This is a genomic window from Streptomyces sp. NPDC088810, assembly GCF_044750305.1.
GTDB lineage: Bacteria > Actinomycetota > Actinomycetes > Streptomycetales > Streptomycetaceae > Streptomyces.
Genome location: NZ_JBIVJQ010000010.1, coordinates 125,314 through 146,400, shown reverse-complemented (window position 1 = coordinate 146,400; position 21,087 = coordinate 125,314). Strand labels below are relative to the sequence as shown.

Annotated in this window: 20 protein-coding genes; all 20 read left to right on the top strand. The window is 69.8% G+C overall.

From position 1 onward, the window contains the following. Nucleotides 1-6: 6 nt before the first annotated feature. The 20 genes from thrC (at nucleotide 7) to atpD (ending at nucleotide 20,990) form a co-directional block, all read left to right on the top strand. Nucleotides 7-1,065 (top strand): threonine synthase, encoded by a 1,059-nt coding sequence (gene thrC / locus ACIP4Y_RS28490; protein ID WP_358640145.1) that lies wholly within the window; start codon nucleotides 7-9, stop codon nucleotides 1,063-1,065. A gap of 280 nt (nucleotides 1,066-1,345) precedes the next feature. Beyond that, a complete protein-coding gene (gene thrB / locus ACIP4Y_RS28485) occupies nucleotides 1,346-2,263 on the top strand; it encodes a homoserine kinase (RefSeq protein ID WP_401398599.1) in 918 nt (305 codons plus the stop codon). 404 nt (nucleotides 2,264-2,667) lie between these two features. Further along, a complete protein-coding gene (gene rho / locus ACIP4Y_RS28480; protein ID WP_401398597.1) occupies nucleotides 2,668-4,677 on the top strand; it encodes a transcription termination factor Rho in 2,010 nt (669 codons plus the stop codon). A gap of 264 nt (nucleotides 4,678-4,941) precedes the next feature. Next, nucleotides 4,942-5,139: a hypothetical protein gene (locus tag ACIP4Y_RS28475; protein ID WP_401398595.1), complete on the top strand. Its 198-nt coding sequence runs from the start codon at nucleotides 4,942-4,944 to the stop codon at nucleotides 5,137-5,139. 495 nt (nucleotides 5,140-5,634) lie between these two features. Continuing rightward, entirely contained in the window at nucleotides 5,635-6,765 is a 1,131-nt protein-coding gene (locus tag ACIP4Y_RS28470) for an LCP family protein (RefSeq protein WP_358640138.1), read from the top strand. Nucleotides 6,766-6,926: 161 nt separating this feature from the next. Then, complete coding sequence (gene rpmE / locus ACIP4Y_RS28465; protein ID WP_019326867.1) at nucleotides 6,927-7,151, top strand: 50S ribosomal protein L31; 225 nt, start codon at nucleotides 6,927-6,929, stop codon at nucleotides 7,149-7,151. Nucleotides 7,152-7,256: 105 nt separating this feature from the next. Continuing rightward, nucleotides 7,257-8,324, top strand: a complete 1,068-nt coding sequence (gene prfA, locus ACIP4Y_RS28460) for a peptide chain release factor 1 (protein ID WP_401398593.1) — start codon at nucleotides 7,257-7,259, stop codon at nucleotides 8,322-8,324. A gap of 35 nt (nucleotides 8,325-8,359) precedes the next feature. Beyond that, the gene (prmC, locus tag ACIP4Y_RS28455) at nucleotides 8,360-9,205 is read left to right on the top strand and encodes a peptide chain release factor N(5)-glutamine methyltransferase (RefSeq protein WP_358640134.1); all 846 of its coding nucleotides are present in this window, start codon (nucleotides 8,360-8,362) and stop codon (nucleotides 9,203-9,205) included. Nucleotides 9,206-9,257: 52 nt separating this feature from the next. Then, nucleotides 9,258-9,905 (top strand): L-threonylcarbamoyladenylate synthase, encoded by a 648-nt coding sequence (locus ACIP4Y_RS28450; RefSeq protein WP_358640132.1) that lies wholly within the window; start codon nucleotides 9,258-9,260, stop codon nucleotides 9,903-9,905. Next, a complete protein-coding gene (locus ACIP4Y_RS28445; protein WP_358640130.1) occupies nucleotides 9,902-10,579 on the top strand; it encodes a protein-tyrosine-phosphatase in 678 nt (225 codons plus the stop codon). The genes ACIP4Y_RS28450 and ACIP4Y_RS28445 overlap by 4 nt, the downstream gene beginning before the upstream one ends. Before the next feature lie 101 nt (nucleotides 10,580-10,680). Further along, nucleotides 10,681-11,919, top strand: coding sequence for a serine hydroxymethyltransferase (glyA, locus tag ACIP4Y_RS28440; RefSeq protein ID WP_401398590.1), 1,239 nt, complete (start codon nucleotides 10,681-10,683; stop codon nucleotides 11,917-11,919). A 129-nt stretch (nucleotides 11,920-12,048) separates the two neighbouring features. Continuing rightward, nucleotides 12,049-13,374 carry an MraY family glycosyltransferase gene (locus ACIP4Y_RS28435; protein ID WP_401398588.1) on the top strand — a complete coding sequence of 442 codons (1,326 nt, stop codon included), beginning with the start codon at nucleotides 12,049-12,051 and terminating at the stop codon, nucleotides 13,372-13,374. A gap of 298 nt (nucleotides 13,375-13,672) precedes the next feature. Further along, on the top strand, nucleotides 13,673-14,110 hold the full coding sequence (locus ACIP4Y_RS28430; RefSeq protein WP_358640125.1) for a hypothetical protein: 438 nt from the start codon (nucleotides 13,673-13,675) through the stop codon (nucleotides 14,108-14,110). A 273-nt stretch (nucleotides 14,111-14,383) separates the two neighbouring features. After that, nucleotides 14,384-15,154, top strand: coding sequence for a F0F1 ATP synthase subunit A (gene atpB / locus ACIP4Y_RS28425; RefSeq protein ID WP_401398740.1), 771 nt, complete (start codon nucleotides 14,384-14,386; stop codon nucleotides 15,152-15,154). Between the two features lie 78 nt (nucleotides 15,155-15,232). Beyond that, entirely contained in the window at nucleotides 15,233-15,478 is a 246-nt protein-coding gene (gene atpE, locus ACIP4Y_RS28420) for an ATP synthase F0 subunit C (RefSeq protein WP_014675009.1), read from the top strand. Nucleotides 15,479-15,517: 39 nt separating this feature from the next. Next, nucleotides 15,518-16,066: a F0F1 ATP synthase subunit B gene (locus ACIP4Y_RS28415; protein WP_358640123.1), complete on the top strand. Its 549-nt coding sequence runs from the start codon at nucleotides 15,518-15,520 to the stop codon at nucleotides 16,064-16,066. Then, on the top strand, nucleotides 16,063-16,878 hold the full coding sequence (locus tag ACIP4Y_RS28410) for a F0F1 ATP synthase subunit delta (RefSeq protein WP_401398585.1): 816 nt from the start codon (nucleotides 16,063-16,065) through the stop codon (nucleotides 16,876-16,878). Before ACIP4Y_RS28415 ends, ACIP4Y_RS28410 begins: the two co-directional genes overlap by 4 nt. A 144-nt stretch (nucleotides 16,879-17,022) precedes the next feature. Further along, nucleotides 17,023-18,615, top strand: a complete 1,593-nt coding sequence (atpA, locus tag ACIP4Y_RS28405) for a F0F1 ATP synthase subunit alpha (protein WP_358640119.1) — start codon at nucleotides 17,023-17,025, stop codon at nucleotides 18,613-18,615. Between the two features lie 21 nt (nucleotides 18,616-18,636). Then, nucleotides 18,637-19,554, top strand: a complete 918-nt coding sequence (locus tag ACIP4Y_RS28400; protein ID WP_401398582.1) for a F0F1 ATP synthase subunit gamma — start codon at nucleotides 18,637-18,639, stop codon at nucleotides 19,552-19,554. Beyond that, complete coding sequence (gene atpD / locus ACIP4Y_RS28395) at nucleotides 19,554-20,990, top strand: F0F1 ATP synthase subunit beta (protein WP_014675014.1); 1,437 nt, start codon at nucleotides 19,554-19,556, stop codon at nucleotides 20,988-20,990. Before ACIP4Y_RS28400 ends, atpD begins: the two co-directional genes overlap by 1 nt. The last annotated feature ends 97 nt before the right edge of the window (nucleotides 20,991-21,087 follow it).

The following is a 21,087-nucleotide window of genomic DNA, read 5'->3' as shown; positions in this document are numbered from 1 at the left end:
CCAGCAATGACCCACCAGTGGCGCGGAATCATCGAGGAGTACCGGGACAGGCTGCCGGTATCCGACACCACGCCGGTCGTGACGCTCCGCGAGGGCGGCACGCCCCTCGTGCCCGCGCAGGTGCTCTCCGAGCGCACGGGCTGTGAGGTCCACCTCAAGGTGGAGGGCGCCAACCCCACCGGGTCCTTCAAGGACCGCGGCATGACCATGGCCATCAGCAAGGCCAAGGAGGAGGGGGCGAAGGCCGTCATCTGCGCCTCCACCGGCAACACCTCCGCCTCCGCCGCCGCGTACGCGGTGCGGGCCGGCATGGTGTCGGCCGTCCTGGTGCCGCAGGGCAAGATCGCCCTCGGCAAGATGGGCCAGGCCCTCGTGCACGGCGCGAAGATCCTCCAGGTCGACGGCAACTTCGACGACTGCCTCACCCTCGCGCGGGGGCTGAGCGACAACTACCCCGTCGCGCTGGTGAATTCGGTCAACCCGGTGCGCATCGAGGGCCAGAAGACGGCCGCCTTCGAGATCGTGGACATGCTCGGCGACGCACCCGACATCCACGTCCTCCCGGTCGGCAACGCGGGCAACATCACCGCCTACTGGAAGGGCTACCAGGAGTACGCCGCCGACGGCATCGCCGGCAAAACCCCTCGAATGTGGGGTTTCCAGGCGTCCGGCAGTGCCCCGATCGTGCGCGGCGAGGTCGTCAAGGACCCGTCGACCATCGCCACCGCCATCCGCATCGGCAACCCGGCCTCCTGGCAGTACGCGCTGGCCGCCCGCGACGAGTCCGGCGGCGCCATCGACGAGGTGACGGACCGTGAAATCCTGCGCGCCTACCGCCTGTTGGCCGCGCAGGAAGGTGTCTTCGTGGAGCCCGCCTCCGCCGCCTCCGTGGCCGGTCTGCTCAAGGCCGCCGAGCAGGGCAGGGTCGACCCGGGCCAGCGCATCGTGTGCACCGTCACCGGCAACGGCCTGAAGGACCCCGACTGGGCCGTCGCCGGTGCCCCGCAGCCGGTCACCGTCCCGGTCGACGCGGCCACCGCGGCCGAGCGCCTCGGCCTCGCCTGAGCGCCCCGGATCCGGGAAATCCCTGACAGGGTGCACAGGGGGCTTACGACACGCATCGTGCGCCTCCTGTGCGCCCTATGTCGCCACAGAACCTTCCTTCGATAGGCTGTACCGAACCCGCCTCCGCACATGCCCTCGCGCATGGCACGGCGCCGCGGTGTCTCCGCGGCCCGACGGGTCTGTCGTACGTCATCGGATGTCCACCGAACATCGGTCGAATGTCCACCGAGTCCCTCGAGGCCATTCGACCGCCACGCAGCTCAAGGAGTGTCTTCGAGCGATGGCCGGTCCAGCGTTCCGCGCCGCCGCCGTCCGGGTGCGCGTCCCCGCCACCAGCGCCAATCTCGGTCCGGGCTTCGACGCCCTGGGCCTCGGGCTGGGGCTCTACGACGACGTGGTCGTCCGGGTGGCCGACTCCGGGCTGCATATCGACATCGCGGGTGAGGGCAGCGAGACCCTCCCGCGGGACGAGAGCCACCTTCTCGTCCGTTCCCTGCGCACCGCCTTCGATCTGCTGGGCGGACAGCCGCGCGGCCTGGAGATCGTGTGTGCCAACCGCATTCCGCACGGCCGGGGCCTCGGCTCCTCCTCCGCCGCCATCTGCGCCGGCATCGTCGCCGCCCGCGCGGTGACCATAGGCGGCGAGGCCCGTCTGGACGACGCCGCGCTGCTGGAGCTGGCCACCGAGATCGAGGGTCACCCGGACAACGTGGCCGCCTGTCTGCTCGGCGGCTTCACCCTGTCCTGGATGGAGGGCGGCACCGCCCGGGCCATCAGGATGGAGCCGCACGATTCCATCGTTCCGGTGGTTTTCGTGCCCGGAAAGCCGGTCCTGACCGAGACCGCGCGCGGCCTGCTCCCGCGCACCGTCCCGCACGTCGACGCCGCCGCCAACGCGGGCCGGGCCGCCCTGCTCGTCGAGGCCCTGACCAGGCGCCCCGAGCTGCTGCTGCCCGCCACCGAGGACCGCCTCCACCAGGAGTACCGCGCCCCGGCCATGCCGGAGAGCGCCGCGCTGGTGGAGCGGCTGCGGGCCGACGGCATCCCGGCCGTGATCTCGGGCGCCGGGCCCACCGTCATGGCCCTCGCCGACGCCGACAGCGCCGACAAGGTCTCTCACCTCGCGGGTGAGGGCTGGGCCGCCAACCGGCTGGACCTGGATGTCCAGGGAGCGAGCGTGCTGCCGCTTGCGCCCTGACACACGGTTGCCGGATTTGGAGAGGGGGAATGTTTGTTGGATCCGGTAGTGTTAATCTCAAGTCTGCACCCGACCCCACCATGGCGAGGTGCCTCGTGTCCCCGTCCGGGACAGACATTCTTCCGGGAGCCTCCCGCGCCACTCCGTGTTCCTTGCGCCGTACCTGGGCAGTACGTCGTATGCGGGCATTGAGCGGGCCGCCGGGCACGCCTCGGAGTCGGTGCTACCACGCCACGTGACACTGGGTGCCACGGTCCGCGGAAGCGCCGATCACCGCACATTTCTTCCGCCGCTTTGGCGGACCACCGCCCCGGCACGGTTCACAGAAGACAGGACCGTAGCCGGACAGCACAACCGGTCGCCGAGCCAGACAGGCCGACGTCCGCTCCAGGGAAGGACCCTTCGTGAGCGACACCACCGATCTGATGGGCGCACGTGTCGAGGAGACCGCTGCCGCGCCCGCCACGGACGCCTCCGCGCCTGCCACCGGTGCCGGCTCCCGGCGGCGCCGCGGTACCGGCCTCGAGGGCATGGTGCTGGCCGAGCTGCAGCAGGTTGCCTCGGGCCTCGGGATCAGGGGCACCGCGCGCATGCGCAAGAGCCAGCTGATCGAGGTCATCAAGGAGGCGCAGGCCGCCGGGGGAGCCCCCGCCGCCAAGGCCGACACCGCCACCGAGACCAAGCCGAAGCGCCGGGCCACCTCCAAGGCCCGCACCGGCGAGGACGCCGAGAAGAAGGCGGCGGCCAAGACCGAGGCGCCCGCCGAGAAGGCCGTGGCCCAGCAGCAGATCGAGATTCCCGGCCAGCCGGCCTCCGACGACGCCCCGAGCGAGCGCCGTCGCCGCCGTGCCACCGCCGAGGCGGGCAGCCCGGCCCAGGGCGGCGCCGAGACCGTCGCCGCCGAGGCCAAGAGCGAGCCCAAGGCCGAGACGCCCGCGCCGCAGCAGTCGCAGCAGGGCGAGGCCAAGGGCGACGCCGGTGACGGCGAGGGCCGTGGCCGCCGGGACCGCCGCGAGCGCGGCCGGGACCGCGACCGCGACCGCCGCAACAAGGGCGACGACCAGCAGGGCCAGGGCGGCGGCCGTCAGGACCGCCAGGACCGCCAGGACCGGCAGCAGCAGGGCCAGCAGCAGGGCGGCGGCCGTCAGGACCGCAACACCGGTCCGCAGGACGACGACGACTTCGAGGGCGGCCGTCGCGGCCGTCGCGGCCGCTACCGCGACCGCCGGGGCCGCCGTGGCCGCGACGAGATCGCCGAGCCGCAGCTCGCCGAGGACGACGTCCTGATCCCCGTCGCGGGCATTCTGGACATCCTCGACAACTACGCCTTCATCCGGACCTCCGGCTACCTGCCCGGCCCGAACGACGTGTACGTCTCCCTCGCCCAGGTCCGCAAGAACGGCCTGCGCAAGGGCGACCACGTCACCGGCGCGGTGCGGCAGCCGAAGGAGGGCGAGCGCCGCGAGAAGTTCAACGCGCTGGTCCGCCTGGACTCCGTCAACGGCATGGCGCCCGAACACGGCCGCGGCCGCCCGGAGTTCAACAAGCTCACCCCGCTCTACCCGCAGGACCGGCTCCGTCTGGAGACCGACCCGGGCGTGCTCACCACCCGCATCATCGACCTGGTCTCGCCGATCGGTAAGGGCCAGCGCGGTCTGATCGTGGCCCCGCCGAAGACCGGTAAGACCATGATCATGCAGGCGATCGCCAACGCGATCACGCACAACAACCCCGAGTGCCACCTGATGGTCGTCCTCGTCGACGAGCGTCCGGAAGAGGTCACCGACATGCAGCGGTCGGTCAAGGGCGAGGTCATCTCCTCGACCTTCGACCGTCCGGCCGAGGACCACACCACGGTCGCCGAGCTGGCCATCGAGCGGGCCAAGCGCCTGGTGGAGCTGGGCCACGACGTGGTCGTGCTGCTCGACTCGATCACGCGTCTGGGCCGTGCCTACAACCTGGCGGCGCCGGCCTCCGGCCGCATCCTGTCCGGTGGTGTCGACTCGACCGCGCTCTACCCGCCGAAGCGGTTCTTCGGTGCGGCGCGCAACATCGAGGACGGCGGCTCGCTGACCATCCTGGCCACGGCGCTCGTGGACACCGGGTCCCGCATGGACGAGGTGATCTTCGAGGAGTTCAAGGGCACCGGCAACATGGAGCTGAAGCTCGACCGGAAGCTCGCCGACAAGCGCATCTTCCCGGCGGTGGACGTGGACGCGTCCGGCACCCGTAAGGAAGAGATCCTGCTCGGCAACGAGGAGCTGGCCGTCGTCTGGAAGCTCCGCCGTGTCCTGCACGCGCTGGACCAGCAGCAGGCGATCGAGCTGCTTCTCGACAAGATGAAGCAGACCAAGTCGAACGTCGAGTTCCTGATGCAGATCCAGAAGACGACGCCGACGCCGGGCAACGACTGACCTCCGCGCCGTACGCCGTAGGCAGCCGCACGCTGTAGCCAAGGGCCGCTCCCGTCACGGGGGCGGCCCTTCGCGCTGTGACCTCGCCTCGGTGCCCGGCGACGGTCGAGCCGAACGACTGCTTCGGCGACCCCCTCACCACCGCTACGGAACCTCCGGCGGCCTCGGTACCGGCAAGGCGGCACTCCGCCTGGAACAGGGCACGGGCACGGAGGCCATCTGCGCGGCACCGTCAACCGGACGCTGCTCCAGGGCAGTTCGGGTGTGGCGGGCACGCTGGAGGCGGGCGGCGAGTACGGTCAGGCCGACGTGGTGGCGCACGAGCCGAACGCCAGGCGGTGCCATGTGGGATTCGTCGACCAGGCAGCCCCGTACACTCCCGAGGCCGGTGACCGTATGGGCGCCCGGGTGGCCGTGGCCAACCGGGGCCGGGGGCGGCCGGGACCGACGCCGGCCTGGTGATGGCCGTCGGGGTGCCGGGCGAGGGCATCGGACACGCTCGCCGACGCGGGCGCCGTGCCGGTCTTCGGCCTGTGCAGCACAGCCCGGGTGCCGCCGACCGCTGGGACGAGGGGCCGGCAACGGCCTCGGCATGCCGGTCACCGCCCACGCGCCGGGCACGGGCGGCTTGCCGGCCGCCGGACTGCGGCTCGGCATGCCGGCCCGCTGAAACGACGGCTCCCCGCAGGTGCGGACCCGAGATCTTTGCCACAGGGATCTCGGCGGCCGCCGGCTTCCGGGCGTACCGCCCCGGGGGCCGAATGGGCAGGTGAGCGCGGTTCGAGCGGACCGACTGACTACACGCAGTGCCCATCGTCGTACGCGAGGGGCCACTGTGCGTTGTGCAACCCTTTTCCGAGTTTCTCCGTCTGACCGGGCGGAGCGACGATGGAGCGGTGACGACCGCGCCTGACCCTGACCGCAGGGGGTATCCGACCGCCGAGACCTAGGAGCGATGTGGCCGCCGAGAGCACTCAGCCCGCCATAACCGAGCCGGGCGCGAGCCCGCGCCGCCGGGGCAAGGGACGCCGTCGCAAGGCCCCCAGCACCGGCCGCAAGGCGGTACGCGCCACGGTGTGGACGGCCGCGGGCGTGGTCCTCCTGGGCGGCGCCGGCGCCGGGTACGTCTACTTCAAGCTCAACGGCAACCTCCACAGCGTCGACATCAACCAGGCGCTCGGCAGCGACCGGCCCACGAAGATCGACAACGGCTCGGAGAACATCCTGGTCCTGGGCTCGGACACCCGCTCCGGCAAGAACAAGAAGCTCGGCGGCGGCACGGACGACGGCAGCGCCCGCTCGGACACGGCGATGATCGTCCACGTCTACGAGGGCCACAAGAAGGCCAGCGTGGTCTCCATCCCCCGGGACACCCTCGTCGACCGCCCCCAGTGCACCGACACCAAGGGCACCGCCCACCCCGCCGCGTCCGGGGTGATGTTCAACGAGGCCTACTCCACCGGCGGCGCGGCCTGCGCGGTGAAGACGGTGGAGTCCATCACCGGTATCCGCATGGACCACTACCTGGAGGTCGACTTCGAGGGCTTCCAGCAGCTCATCGACGACCTCGGCGGGGTGGAGGTCACCACCACCAAGAACATCCGGGACCCGCAGAGCCACCTGGACCTCAAGGCCGGCACCCACACCCTGAACGGCGAGCAGGCCCTCGGCCTGGTCCGCACCCGGCACGGCGTGGGCGACGGCTCCGACCTGGGCCGCATCCAGCTCCAGCAGGCCTTCATCAAGGCCCTGATCGACCAGGTCAAGCACGTCGGCGTCTTCACGAACCCGAAGAAGCTGTACGACCTCGCCGACACCGCCACCAAGGCCGTCACCACCGACTCCGACCTCGGCTCGGTCAACTCCCTGATCGACTTCGCCGACGGCCTCAAGGGCATCAGCTCGTCCCACATGAAGATGGTCACGATGCCCGTCCAGTACGACCCGGCCAACCCCAACCGCGTCCTCCTGGCCAAGTCCAAGGCGCAGCTGGTCTGGAACGCCCTGAAGAACGACAAGCCGATCCCGGCTTCGGCCACGAAGGGAACGGCCACAGGGGAAGCCAAGGGCGTGGTGAGCGCCGGCTAGGGGCGCGCGGGCGGCCCCCCGCTCACCCGCAGGAATAGAACAGCCGCACCCCCGGTTTGGGAGGATGGCCCCAGTCCTGGCAGACTGGTACGTCGGCTCCGGTTCACGCTCCCGCATCCCGCGGCGGCGACCCGGCGCCCTCCCGAAACCTAGGAGACACCTTGAAGCGCGACATCCACCCCGAGTACGTCGAGACGCAGGTCAGCTGCACCTGCGGTGCGTCGTTCACCACCCGTAGCACCATCGAGTCCGGCACCATCCGGGCCGAGGTCTGCTCCGAGTGCCACCCGTTCTACACGGGCAAGCAGAAGATCCTCGACACCGGTGGCCGTGTGGCCCGCTTCGAGGCCCGCTTCGGCAAGGCTGCCGCCGGCTCCAAGAAGTAGCGAGCCCCATTTCGCCGGTCCACGGTCACGCCCTCGCGGGGGTGTGCCCGGGACCGGCGTTTTTGGTCGCCCGCCCTTCCCTTCACCGCAGTACAGGAGCCCAAGATGTTCGAGGCCGTCGAGGAACTCGTCGCCGAGCACGCCGATCTGGAGAAGAAGCTCGCCGATCCGTCGGTCCACGCCGATCAGGCGAACGCGCGCAAGCTGAACAAGCGCTACGCCGAGCTGACCCCGATCGTCGCCACGTACCGCTCCTGGAAGCAGACCGGCGACGACATGGAGACCGCGCGCGAGTTCGCGGCCGACGACCCCGACTTCGTGGCCGAGGTCAAGGAACTGGAGAAGCAGCGCGAGGAGCTGACCGAGAAGCTGCGCCTGCTGCTCGTCCCGCGCGACCCCAGTGACGACAAGGACGTCATCCTGGAGATCAAGGCGGGCGCGGGCGGCGACGAGTCGGCGCTGTTCGCCGGCGACCTGCTGCGCATGTACCTGCGCTACGCCGAGCGCGTCGGCTGGAAGACCGAGATCATCGACTCCACCGAGTCCGAGCTGGGCGGCTACAAGGACGTCCAGGTCGCGGTGAAGGCCCGCGGGCAGATCGAGCCCGGCCAGGGCGTGTGGGCCCGGCTGAAGTACGAGGGCGGGGTGCACCGGGTGCAGCGCGTCCCGGCCACCGAGTCCCAGGGCCGCATCCACACCTCCGCGGCCGGTGTGCTGGTCACGCCGGAGGCGGAGGAGGTCGACGTCGAGATCAACCCGAACGACCTGCGCATCGACGTCTACCGGTCCTCCGGCCCGGGCGGCCAGTCCGTCAACACCACCGACTCCGCCGTGCGCATCACGCACATCCCGACCGGAGTCGTCGCCTCCTGCCAGAACGAGAAGAGCCAGCTCCAGAACAAGGAGCAGGCGCTGCGCATCCTGCGCTCCAGGCTGCTCGCCATCGCCCAGGAGGAGGCGGAGCGGGAGGCCGCGGACGCCCGCCGCAGCCAGGTCCGCACCGTGGACCGCTCCGAGAAGATCCGCACCTACAACTTCCCGGAGAACCGCATCTCCGACCACCGCGTCGGCTTCAAGGCGTACAACCTGGACCAGGTCCTGGACGGCGACCTCGACGCGGTCATCCAGGCCTGCGTCGACGCCGACTCGGCGGCGAAGCTCGCCGCCGCGTAACACCCGTACGCACGAGTACGACACGGAGGACTCGCGTGAACCTGCTGCTCGCGGAGGTGGCCCAGGCCACCCAGCGGCTGGCCGACGCCGGCGTGCCCTCGCCGCGCACCGACGCGGAGGAGCTGGCCGCGTTCGTGCACGGCGTGAAGCGCGGCGAACTGCACTCCGTGAAGGACGCCGACTTCGACGCCCGGTACTGGGAGGCCATCGCCCGGCGCGAGCAGCGCGAGCCGCTGCAGCACATCACCGGGCGGGCCTACTTCCGGTACCTGGAACTCCAGGTCGGACCGGGGGTGTTCGTGCCCCGGCCGGAGACCGAGTCGGTGGTCGGCTGGGCCATAGACGCCGTGCGTGCCATGGACGTGGTCGAGCCGTGCATCGTCGACCTGTGCACCGGCTCCGGCGCCATCGCGCTCGCCCTCGCCCAGGAGGTCCCGCGCTCGCGCGTGCACGCCGTGGAGCTGTCCGAGGACGCCCTGGTGTGGACCCGGAAGAACGTGGCCGGCTCCCGCGTCGACCTGCGGCAGGGCGACGCGCTGTCCGCCTTCCCGGACCTGGACGGCCAGGTCGACCTGGTCATCTCCAACCCGCCGTACATCCCGCTCACCGAATGGGAGTACGTCGCCCCCGAGGCCCGCGACTACGACCCGGAGATGGCGCTCTTCTCCGGCGAGGACGGCCTCGACCTGATCCGCGGCATCGAGCGCACCGCGCACCGGCTGCTGCGCCCCGGCGGAGTCGTCGTGATCGAGCACGCCGACACCCAGGGCGGCCAGGTGCCGTGGATCTTCACCGAGGAGCGGGGCTGGGCCGACGCGGCCGACCACCCCGACCTCAACAACCGCCCCCGCTTCGCCACCGCCCGCAAGGCGCTGCCGTGAGCGCACCGCAGACTTCGACCCCGCAGTACGTGTACGAGGAGGCCAGCTAGACATGGCACGGCGATACGACACCAACGACGCGACCGACCGCGTGACGGGTCTGCGCGAGGCCGCGTCCGCCGTCCGCCGTGGCGAGCTGGTGGTGCTGCCGACCGACACGGTGTACGGCATCGGCGCCGACGCGTTCTCCTCCGAGGCCGTCGCCGACCTGCTGGCCGCCAAGGGCCGGGGCCGCAACATGCCCACCCCCGTCCTCATCGGCTCCCCGAACACGCTGCACGGCCTGGTCACGGACTTCTCCGAACTGGCCTGGGAGCTGGTCGACGCGTTCTGGCCGGGCGCCCTGACGATCGTCGCCAAGCACCAGCCGTCCCTGCAGTGGGACCTCGGCGACACCCGGGGCACGGTCGCCGTGCGCATGCCGCTGCACCCGGTCGCCATCGAGCTGCTCACCGAGGTCGGCCCGATGGCCGTCTCCTCGGCGAACCTCACCGGCCACCCCGCGCCGGAGAACTGCGACGCCGCCCAGGAGATGCTCGGCGACTCCGTCTCCGTCTACCTCGACGGCGGCCCCACCCCGGCCAACGTGCCCTCGTCCATCGTGGACGTCTCGCGCGAGGTGCCGGTGCTGCTGCGCGCCGGCGCGCTCTCCGCGGAGGAGCTGCGCAAGGTCGTACCCGACCTTGAGGTGGCGAATTGACGGCCCCTGAAGCGGGGCGTGGCATAGGCGGCGGGGGCTACAGCGCGGAGGAGACGACGACGTTCGGGTTCCCCCGCGACACCTTCCGCATCCTCCACGTCAGCACCGGCAACGTGTGCCGCTCACCCATCACCGAGCGGCTGACCCGCCACTTCGTCGCGGAGCGGCTCGGCGTGCTCGGCGGCGGGCTGATCGTGGAGAGCGCCGGCACCTGGGGTCACGAGGGCGCGCCCATGGAGTCCCACGCGGAGACCGTGCTGGGCGAGTTCGGCGCGGACGCCTCCGGCTTCGTCGGCCGGGAGCTGCTGGACGAGCACGTGATCATGGCCGACCTGGTGCTGACCGCCACCCGCGACCACCGCGCCCAGGTCATCTCCATGGGCCATTCGGCGGGCCTGCGCACCTTCACGCTGAAGGAGTTCACCCGGCTGGTCCGGGCGATAGACCCGGCCACCCTGCCGCCGCTGGAGGACGGCGTGGTGATGCGCGCCCGGGCACTGGTGCGCGCGGCGGCGGCCCTGCGCGGCTGGCTGCTCGCCCCGAACGCCGAGGCGGACGAGGTCTACGACCCGTACGGCGCCCCGCTGACCTTCTTCCGCTCGATCGGCGACGAGATAAGGGACGCGCTGGATCCGGTGGTGACGGCGCTGACGGGCGTACCGGCGCGTACATAACGCGCACAGGAGCGGACACAAGCGGGCGTGACGACCGCGCGTGTGCCGCGACCCGGGCCTACATTGGGGATACGTCACCGTCGACCGCCCGGGAGCCCGCCATGTCGGTCACCCATACCCTCGAGACCGACCTTCTGCGGCACCAGGACCCGGCGATGGCCGAGCTCCTCCTGGCCGAGCTGGAGAGGCAGTCGACCACCCTGCAGCTGATCGCCGCCGAGAACTTCTGCTCGCCGGCCGTGCTCGCCGCCCTCGGCTCGCCGTTCGCCAACAAGTACGCCGAGGGATATCCGGGTGCCCGGCACCACGGCGGCTGCGAGATCGTCGACGTCGCCGAACGCGCCGCCATCGACCGGGCCAAGGACCTGTTCGGCGCCGAGCACGCCAACGTGCAGGCCCACTCCGGCTCCTCGGCCGTCCTGGCCGCCTACGCGGCCCTGCTGCGCCCCGGCGACACCGTCCTCGCCCTCGGCCTGCCCCACGGCGGCCATCTCACGCACGGCTCGCCGGCGAACTTCTCCGGCCGCTGGTTCGACTTCGTCGGCTACGGCGTCGACGCCGAGAGCGGGCTGATCGACCACGACCAGGTGCGCCACCTGGCGCGCAACCACCGGCCCAAGGCGATCGTCTGTGGCTCCATCGCCTACCCCCGCCACATCGACTACGCCTTCTTCCGCGAGGTCGCCGACGAGGTCGGGGCCTATCTGATCGCGGACGCGGCGCATCCGATCGGGCTGGTCGCCGGCGGCGCGGCACCCAACCCGGTGCCGTACGCGGACATCGTGTGCGCGACCACCCACAAGGTGCTGCGCGGTCCGCGCGGCGGGATGATCCTGTGCGGGGCCGAACTGGCCGAGCGCGTCGACCGGGCGGTGTTCCCCTTCACCCAGGGCGGCGCCCAGATGCACACCATCGCCGCCAAGGCCGTCGCCTTCGGCGAGGCGGCAACACCGGCGTTCACCGTGTACGCCCATCAGGTGGTCGCCAACGCCCGGGTGCTCGCCGGTCACCTGGCCGCGGAGGGGCTGGTCGTGACCACCGGCGGCACGGACACCCACCTGATCACGGCGGACCCGGCCCCGCTCGGCGTGGACGGCCGCAGTGCCCGCGGCCGGCTGCTCGCGGCCGGCCTGGTGCTGGACTGCTGCGCGCTGCCGCACGGCGACGGCCGGGGCCTGCGTCTGGGGACGGCGGCGGTGACCACCCAGGGCATGGGCGAGGCGGAGATGGTGCGGATCGCGGCGCTGCTGGCGGACGTGCTGCGGGGCGGGACGGAGCCGGCCGCGGCGCGGGAGGAGGTGCGCGCGCTCACCGGCCGGTTCCCGCCGTATCCCGGCTGAGCCGGGGGCAGCCGACCGGGGTGCACAGCCGGGCGTGCAACCATCGTCGCTACCCGGAAGTCCTCATCCATATGCGTCCGTCGCTAGGGTGTGAGGCTGTGATGGCCAGCGAGACCTGTGGGGAAGCCCGTGCGTGAATACCTGCTGACGCTCTGCATCACGGCCGCGGTGACGTATCTGCTGACAGGGCCGGTACGCAAGTTCGCGATCGTGGCCGGGGCGATGCCGGAGATCAGGGCCCGGGACGTGCACCGGGAACCCACCCCGCGCCTCGGCGGTATCGCCATGTTCTTCGGACTGTGCGCGGGCCTGCTGGTCGCGGACCACCTGACCAACCTCAACGAGGTCTTCGCGAAGTCGAACGAGCCGCGGGCGCTGCTCTCCGGGGCCGCCCTGATCTGGCTGATCGGCGTCCTGGACGACAAGTTCGAGATCGACGCGCTGATCAAGCTGGGCGGCCAGATGATCGCCGCGGGCGTGATGGTCATGCAGGGTCTGACGATCCTGTGGCTGCCCATCCCCGGCGTCGGCAACGTCGCCCTGACCCAGTGGCAGGGCACCCTGCTGACGGTCGCCCTGGTGGTCATCACGATCAACGCGGTGAACTTCGTGGACGGCCTGGACGGTCTCGCGGCCGGCATGGTGTGCATCGCGGCGGGCGCGTTCTTCCTGTACGCCTACCGGATCTGGTACTCGTACGGCATCGAGGCCGCCGCCCCCGGCACCCTGTTCGCGGCCATCCTGATGGGCATGTGCCTGGGCTTCCTGCCGCACAACATGCACCCCGCGCGGATCTTCATGGGCGACTCGGGCTCGATGCTGATCGGCCTGGTGCTGTCGGCCGGCGCTATCTCGATCACCGGCCAGGTGGACCCGGACGCGCTCGCCCTGTTCACCGGTTCGGAGAAGGCGGCGGTCCACCAGACGGTCCCCGTCTACATCCCGCTGCTGCTGCCGCTGACGATCATCGCGGTGCCGGCCGCCGACCTGGTGCTGGCGATCGTCCGCCGCACCTGGCGCGGCCAGTCGCCGTTCGCCGCCGACCGCGGGCACCTGCACCACCGGCTGCTGGAGATCGGCCACTCGCACAGCCGGGCCGTGCTGATCATGTACTTCTGGTCGGCGCTGATCGGGTTCGGTGCGCTCGCGTACTCCGTCAACTCGGCGTCCATGTGGATCGTGCTGGGCGTGGTCTTCCTGAGCGCGGTGGGCCTGGTCCTGCTGCTGCTCCCGCGCTTCACCCCGCGGGTGCCGGTGTGGGCCCAGCGGTTCGTGCCGCCGCGGTACCGCAGGCGGCGCCGGGCGCCCGAGGCCGTGGCGGCGGCGGAGGCCGCCACGGCCACGGAAGCGGAGGCTCCGGGCAGCGGGGAACGGTCTCCGGTCGCGGCGGGTGTCTCGGGCGTCAACGGGGCGACCGCGATCGGCGCCAGGTCACGATTCCTCGATCGCCGTTGACGTCCAAGGTAAGAATCTGACTAGAGCATTGCCAACTCGTGGGGGAGCGAACGCCCCCATACCAGACAAGTCGGCTCGGTTTTTGCACAGACGCGCACTGCCACTCTCATGTGTGACAGCAAGCACACCCAGCAGGTAAAGACCTCATCAAATAGTTTGTGATACGGTTCACGAGAACCCCGGATAGAACCGAAGGACCTGAGTGCGACGGTCCATTGGTGTGAGGTCTCGATCACTCAGCCCGGGACTACGCTCGTCCATGACGACACCTGCCCCCTGTGAAAGCGGAGTTGCCGCCATGCCGTCCAATGACGCCCGGAACCTACTGCGGATCGCTGTGCCCACAGCGGTCGCAGGCGCGATCGCCGTCGCCGTGAGCGCCGCGGTCGCGGGGGGCAAGGGTGCGCTCGGCGCGGCTGTCGGCACGGTGCTGGCCGTCCTGTTCATGGGAGTCGGCCTCCTCGTGCTGCAGTGGACGGCAAAAACGCTCCCGCAGCTCTTCCAGGCCATGGGGCTCATGCTCTACATGGCGCAGCTGTTGCTCCTCCTGATCTTCGTCGCTGTTTTCAAGGACACTTCCCTCTTCAACGCGAAGACGTTCGCGCTGTCGCTCGTCGTCGCGACCGTCGTGTGGATGGCCGCGCAGGCACGCGCGCACATGAAGGCCAAGATCTTCTACGTCGACCCGGACTCCGCGAAGAGTGAGAAGCCCGAGAAGACAGGGCCGAAGCCGTGAGGGGTAGGGGCGGGATAAAGGCCTGTGAGATCTCCTGCTATCGTCCGGTGCCAACTGCGGCATCGCGGGCGCGGGCATCTGAGCTGACGCCTGCTCGATCGCGAGGCTCGATGCCCCTCAGCCGCCCCCACATCCGTAACACCAGTCCGGTGCCGATCCGCGGCCATGCGCCGCGCCGACACAACGAGGTTGCCGTACCTATGCGTCACGCCGAAGGAGCCCGCGGTGAGTGCTGACCAGACCCAGCTCGCCTTCGACTGGAGTTGTCGGATCATGTCCGACAACGGGTGTGGCTTCCCGGCTCCGGGCCTGCACTCCTTCCTGTTCAAGCCGATCGGCACGGTAGGGGGCTTCGAGTTCAACAAGGTGATGCTGCTCGCGCTCATCACCACCGTGCTCGTCGTCGGCTTCTTCTGGGCCGCCTTCGGCAAGGCCAAGGTCGTCCCGGGCAAGCTCCAGATGATCGGCGAGGCCGGTTACGACTTCGTGCGCCGCGGCATCGTGTACGAGACGCTCGGCAAGCGCGAGGGCGAGAAGTGGGTGCCGCTCATGGTCTCCCTCTTCTTCTTCATCTGGATCATGAACGTCTGGTCCGTGGTCCCGCTCGCGCAGTTCCCGGTCTCCTCGATCATCGCGTACCCGGCGGTGCTGGCCGCGATCGTCTACGTCACCTGGGTCGCGCTCACCTTCAAGCGCCACGGCTTCGTCGGCTTCTTCAAGAACGTCACCGGCTACGACAAGTCGCTCGGCCCGGTACTGCCGCTCGTCATGGTCATCGAGTTCTTCTCGAACCTGCTGGTGCGCCCGTTCACGCACGCGGTGCGACTCTTCGCCAACATGTTCGCCGGTCACCTGATGCTGGCCATGTTCACCGTGGCCTCCTGGTACCTGCTGAACAGCTGGATGGTCCCGGCCGCCGGCGTCTCCTTCGTGATGACGATGGCCATGATCCTCTTCGAGCTTTTCGTCCAGGCCGTCCAGGCGTACGTCTTCGTACTCCTCGCCTGCTCCTACATTCAGGGCGCTCTCGCCGAGCACCACTGAGTCGTACCACCGCCCCCAAACCCCCAGTCGTCCGGTGGCCAACCCCCACCGGTCCATGAAAGAGAAGGAAGAACCGGCATGTCCGCTCTCCAGACCCTTGCTGCTGAAACCGGCGTCCACGGCTCCGTCGGCTCCATCGGTTACGGCCTCGCCGCGATCGGCCCCGGCATCGGCGTCGGCATCATCTTCGGTAACGGCACCCAGGCCCTGGCCCGTCAGCCCGAGGCCGCCGGTCTGATCCGTGCCAACCAGATCCTGGGCTTCGCCTTCTGTGAGGCGCTCGCCCTCATCGGCATCGTTATGCCGTTCGTGTTCGGTAAGTAATCAGCACTTACCTGACACGAATCGACGAAAGGCACTGATGTGATCGCCAACCTGGTTGCGCTCGCGGCCGAGGAGGAGCAGAACCCGCTCGTTCCTCCGGGGCCCGAGCTGCTCATCGGCACCATCGCCTTCGCCATCGTGTTCTTCTTCTTCTGGAAGAAGCTGCTTCCGAACATCAACAAGGTTCTGGAGGAGCGTCGCGCGGCGATCGAAGGCGGCATCGAAGAGGCCGACGCCATGAAGGTCGAGGCCCAGAGCGTCCTTGAGCAGTACAAGGCACAGCTCGCCGAGGCTCGGCACGAGGCCGCGCGCCTGCGCCAGGAGGCGCAGGAGCAGGGTGCCGCGCTCATCGCCGAGATGCGGGCCGAGGGCCAGCGGCAGCGCGAGGAGATCGTCGCCGCCGGTCACGCCCAGATCGAGGCCGACCGCAAGGCCGCCGCGTCCGCGCTGCGTCAGGACGTCGGCAAGCTCGCCACCGACCTGGCCGGCAAGCTCGTCGGCGAGTCCCTCGAGGACCACGCCCGCCAGAGCCGTGTGATCGACCGCTTCCTCGACGAGCTCGAGGAGAAGGCCGAGGCCACGCGATGAACGGAGCGAGCCGCGAGGCCCTGGCAGCCGCACGTGAGCGTCTCGACGCGCTGACGGACTCCACGTCCGTGGACGCCGTGCAGCTCGCCGACGAGCTGGCGGCCGTCACCGCGCTGCTCGACCGCGAGGCCGGCCTGCGCCGGGTCCTCACCGACCCGGCGCAGCCCGGAGAGGCGAAGGCGCAGCTGGTCCAGCGCCTGATCGGCGGCCAGGTCAGCGGCACCACCGCCGACCTGGTGTCCGGACTGGCCCGGTCCCGCTGGTCGCAGCCCCGCGACCTGGTGGACTCGCTGGAGGAGCTGGCGAGCATCGCCGACCTCACGGCCGCGGAGAAGACCGGCACCCTCGACGACGTCGAGGACGAGCTGTTCCGGTTCGGCCGGATCGTCTCCTCCAGCACCGAGCTGCGCGCCGCGCTCACCGACCGTGCCGCCGGCACCTCGGCCAAGACCGAGCTGCTGCACCGGCTCCTCGGCGGGCGGGCCAAGCCGGCCACCGAGCGTCTGGTGACGCGCCTGGCCACCGCCCCGCGTGGACGTAGCCTGGAAGCGGGACTGGAGTCCCTGTCCAAGCTCGCCGCCGATCGCCGGAACCGCATGGTCGCCGTCGTCACCTCGGCGGTGCCGCTGAGCGACGGGCAGAGGCAGCGCCTCGGCGCCGCCCTGACCAAGCTCTACGGGCGTCGGATGCACCTGAACCTCGACGTCGACCCCGCGGTCGTCGGCGGCATCCGGGTGCAGGTCGGTGACGAGGTCATCAACGGCTCCCTCGCGGACCGGCTGGACGAGGCCGCCCGCCGCATGGCGAGCTAGCCGACAGCAACTCGATATTTCGAGAAAAGTAGTACGTAATTACGGCCCTGGTTGGGCCGTGCAGAGGATTCACCTCCTGTTGGGGGGAGTCCCCATCCCCCCAAAGTGAAACTTCGGGCCCAACAAGGAGAGCAGGGAACCCAGATGGCGGAGCTCACGATCCGGCCGGAGGAGATCCGGGACGCGCTGGAGAACTTCGTCCAGTCGTACAAGCCGGACGCGGCCTCGCGCGAGGAGGTCGGTACGGTCACCGTCGCCGGCGACGGTATCGCCAAGATCGAGGGTCTGCCCTCGGCCATGGCGAACGAGCTGCTGAAGTTCGAGGACGGCTCCCTCGGTCTCGCGCTGAACCTGGAAGAGCGCGAGATCGGTGCGGTCGTCCTGGGCGAGTTCAGCGGCATCGAGGAGGGTCAGCCGGTCACGCGCACCGGTGAGGTCCTCTCCGTCGCGGTCGGCGAGGGCTACCTCGGCCGTGTCGTCGACCCGCTCGGCAACCCGATCGACGGCCTCGGCGAGATCGAGACGTCCGGCCGCCGCGCCCTCGAGCTGCAGGCCCCCACGGTCATGCAGCGCAAGTCGGTGCACGAGCCGATGGAGACCGGCTACAAGGCCGTCGACGCGATGACCCCGATCGGCCGTGGCCAGCGTCAGCTGATCATCGGTGACCGCCAGACCGGCAAGACCGCCCTGGCCGTCGACACGATCATCAACCAGCGCGACAACTGGCGCTCGGGCGACCCGAAGAAGCAGGTCCGCTGCATCTACGTCGCCATCGGCCAGAAGGGCTCCACCATCGCCGGCGTGCGCCGCGCGCTGGAGGAGAACGGCGCGCTGGAGTACACGACCATCGTCGCCGCCCCGGCGTCCGACCCGGCCGGCTTCAAGTACCTGGCGCCCTACACCGGTTCGGCCATCGGTCAGCACTGGATGTACGAGGGCAAGCACGTCCTCATCATCTTCGACGACCTCTCGAAGCAGGCCGACGCCTACCGCGCCGTGTCCCTGCTGCTGCGCCGCCCGCCGGGCCGTGAGGCCTACCCGGGTGACGTCTTCTACCTGCACTCCCGGCTGCTGGAGCGCTGCGCCAAGCTCTCCGACGACATGGGTGCCGGTTCGATGACCGGTCTGCCGATCGTCGAGACCAAGGCCAACGACGTCTCGGCGTTCATCCCGACCAACGTCATCTCCATCACCGACGGCCAGTGCTTCCTGGAGTCGGACCTGTTCAACGCCGGTCAGCGTCCCGCGCTGAACGTCGGTATCTCCGTCTCCCGAGTCGGTGGTTCCGCGCAGCACAAGGCGATGAAGCAGGTCTCCGGCCGCCTCCGTGTCGACCTCGCCCAGTTCCGTGAGCTGGAGGCGTTCGCCGCCTTCGGTTCCGACCTGGACGCGGCCTCGAAGGCCCAGCTGGAGCGCGGTCAGCGCATGGTCGAGCTGCTGAAGCAGGACCAGTACCAGCCGATGTCCACCGAGGACCAGGTCGTCTCCGTGTGGGCCGGCACCACCGGCAAGATGGACGACGTGCCGGTCGCCGACATCCGCCGCTTCGAGAAGGAGCTGCTGGAGTACCTGCACCGCAAGGAGCAGGGCCTCATGACCTCCATCCGCGAGGGCGGCAAGATGTCCGACGACACGCTCACGGCCGTCGCCGACGCGATCGCGGACTTCAAGAAGCAGTTCGAGACGAGCGACGGCAAGCTGCTCGGCGAGGACACTCCTGCCGCTGCCGCCAAGTGACGTAAGGAAGGGACCTGACTCATGGGAGCCCAGCTCCGGGTCTACAAGCGTCGCATCCGATCCGTCAGCGCGACCAAGAAGATCACCAAGGCGATGGAGATGATCGCCGCCTCGCGCGTCGTCAAGGCGCAGCGCAAGGTGGCGGCCTCCACGCCGTACGCGACCGAGCTGACGCGCGCGGTCACGGCGGTCGGTACGGGGTCGAACACCAAGCACCCGCTCACCACGGAGGCGGAGAACCCGACCCGTGCCGCGGTCCTGCTCCTCACGAGCGACCGTGGTCTGGCCGGCGCCTTCAACTCCAACGCCATCAAGGCGGCGGAGCAGCTGACCGAGCGCCTGGAGCGCGAGGGCAAGCAGGTCGACACGTACATCGTCGGCCGGCGCGGTGTGGCCCACTACAACTTCCGTGAGCGCAAGGTCGCGGAGTCGTGGACGGGCTTCACGGACGAGCCGACGTACGCGGACGCCAAGAAGGTGGCGGCGCCGCTGATCGAGGCCATCGAGAAGGAAACGGCCGAGGGCGGCGTGGACGAACTCCACATCGTCTTCACCGAGTTCGTCTCGATGATGACGCAGACGGCGCTCGACGCCCGGCTGCTGCCGCTGCGCCTCGAAGAGGTCGCCGAGGAGGCTCACCCCAAGGGTGAGATCCTCCCGCTGTACGACTTCGAGCCCTCGGCGGAAGACGTCCTCGACGCCCTGCTGCCGCGCTATGTGGAGAGCCGCATCTACAACGCGCTGCTCCAGTCGGCCGCTTCGAAGCACGCCGCCACGCGGCGCGCGATGAAGTCGGCCACCGACAACGCGGGCGAGCTGATCAACACGCTCTCCCGTCTTGCCAACGCGGCCCGCCAGGCCGAAATCACCCAGGAAATCAGCGAGATCGTCGGTGGCGCGAGCGCCCTGGCCGACGCGACCGCGGGGAGTGACCGATAATGACCACCACTGTTGAGACCGCGACGGCTACGGGCCGCGTCGCCCGGGTCATCGGCCCGGTCGTCGACGTGGAGTTCCCCGTCGACGCGATGCCGGACATCTACAACGCCCTCCACGTCGAGGTCGCCGACCCGGCCAACGCGGGCGAGAAGAAGACGCTGACCCTGGAGGTCGCCCAGCACCTGGGTGACGGCCTGGTCCGCACCATCTCCATGCAGCCGACCGACGGTCTGGTCCGCCAGGCCCCGGTCGTCGACACCGGCGACGGCATCACCGTCCCGGTCGGCGACTTCACCAAGGGCAAGGTGTTCAACACCCTCGGTGAGGTGCTGAACGTCGACGAGCAGTACGAGGGCGAGCGCTGGTCCATCCACCGCAAGGCCCCGAACTTCGACGAGCTCGAGTCGAAGACCGAGATGTTCGAGACCGGCGTCAAGGTCATCGACCTGCTGACCCCGTACGTCAAGGGCGGCAAGATCGGTCTGTTCGGCGGCGCCGGCGTCGGCAAGACGGTGCTCATCCAGGAGATGATCTACCGTGTCGCCAACAACCACGACGGTGTCTCCGTGTTCGCCGGTGTCGGTGAGCGCACCCGTGAGGGCAACGACCTGATCGAGGAGATGTCCGACTCGGGCGTCATCGACAAGACCGCGCTGGTCTTCGGTCAGATGGACGAGCCCCCGGGCACCCGTCTGCGCGTCGCGCTGGCCGGCCTGACCATGGCCGAGTACTTCCGTGACGTCCAGAAGCAGGACGTGCTGTTCTTCATCGACAACATCTTCCGCTTCACGCAGGCCGGTTCCGAGGTCTCCACGCTGCTCGGCCGTATGCCGTCCGCGGTGGGTTACCAGCCGAACCTGGCCGACGAGATGGGCCTCCTGCAGGAGCGCATCACCTCGACCCGCGGTCACTCGATCACCTCGATGCAGGCGATCTACGTCCCCGCCGACGACCTGACCGACCCGGCCCCGGCCACCACCTTCGCCCACCTCGACGCGACGACGGTTCTGTCCCGTCCGATCTCCGAGAAGGGCATCTACCCGGCCGTGGACCCGCTGGACTCCACGTCCCGGATCCTGGACCCGCGCTACATCTCGCAGGACCACTACAACGCGGCCATGCGCGTGAAGACGATCCTGCAGAAGTACAAGGACCTCCAGGACATCATCGCGATCCTCGGTATCGACGAGCTGGGCGAAGAGGACAAGCTCGTCGTCCACCGGGCCCGTCGTGTGGAGCGCTTCCTGTCCCAGAACACCCACGTCGCCAAGCAGTTCACCGGCGTGGACGGTTCGGACGTGCCCCTGGACGAGTCGATCGCCGCGTTCAACGCGATCTGCGACGGCGAGTACGACCACTTCCCGGAGCAGGCGTTCTTCATGTGCGGTGGTCTCGAGGACCTCAAGAAGAACGCGAAGGAGCTGGGCGTCTCCTGAGCCCCGTGCTCATATGAGGGGGCGGGTGCGTCCCGCCCCCTCACTCACGCCCACTAGAATTGACCCCAACACCCGGCACCCCCGCCGGGTGGTGACC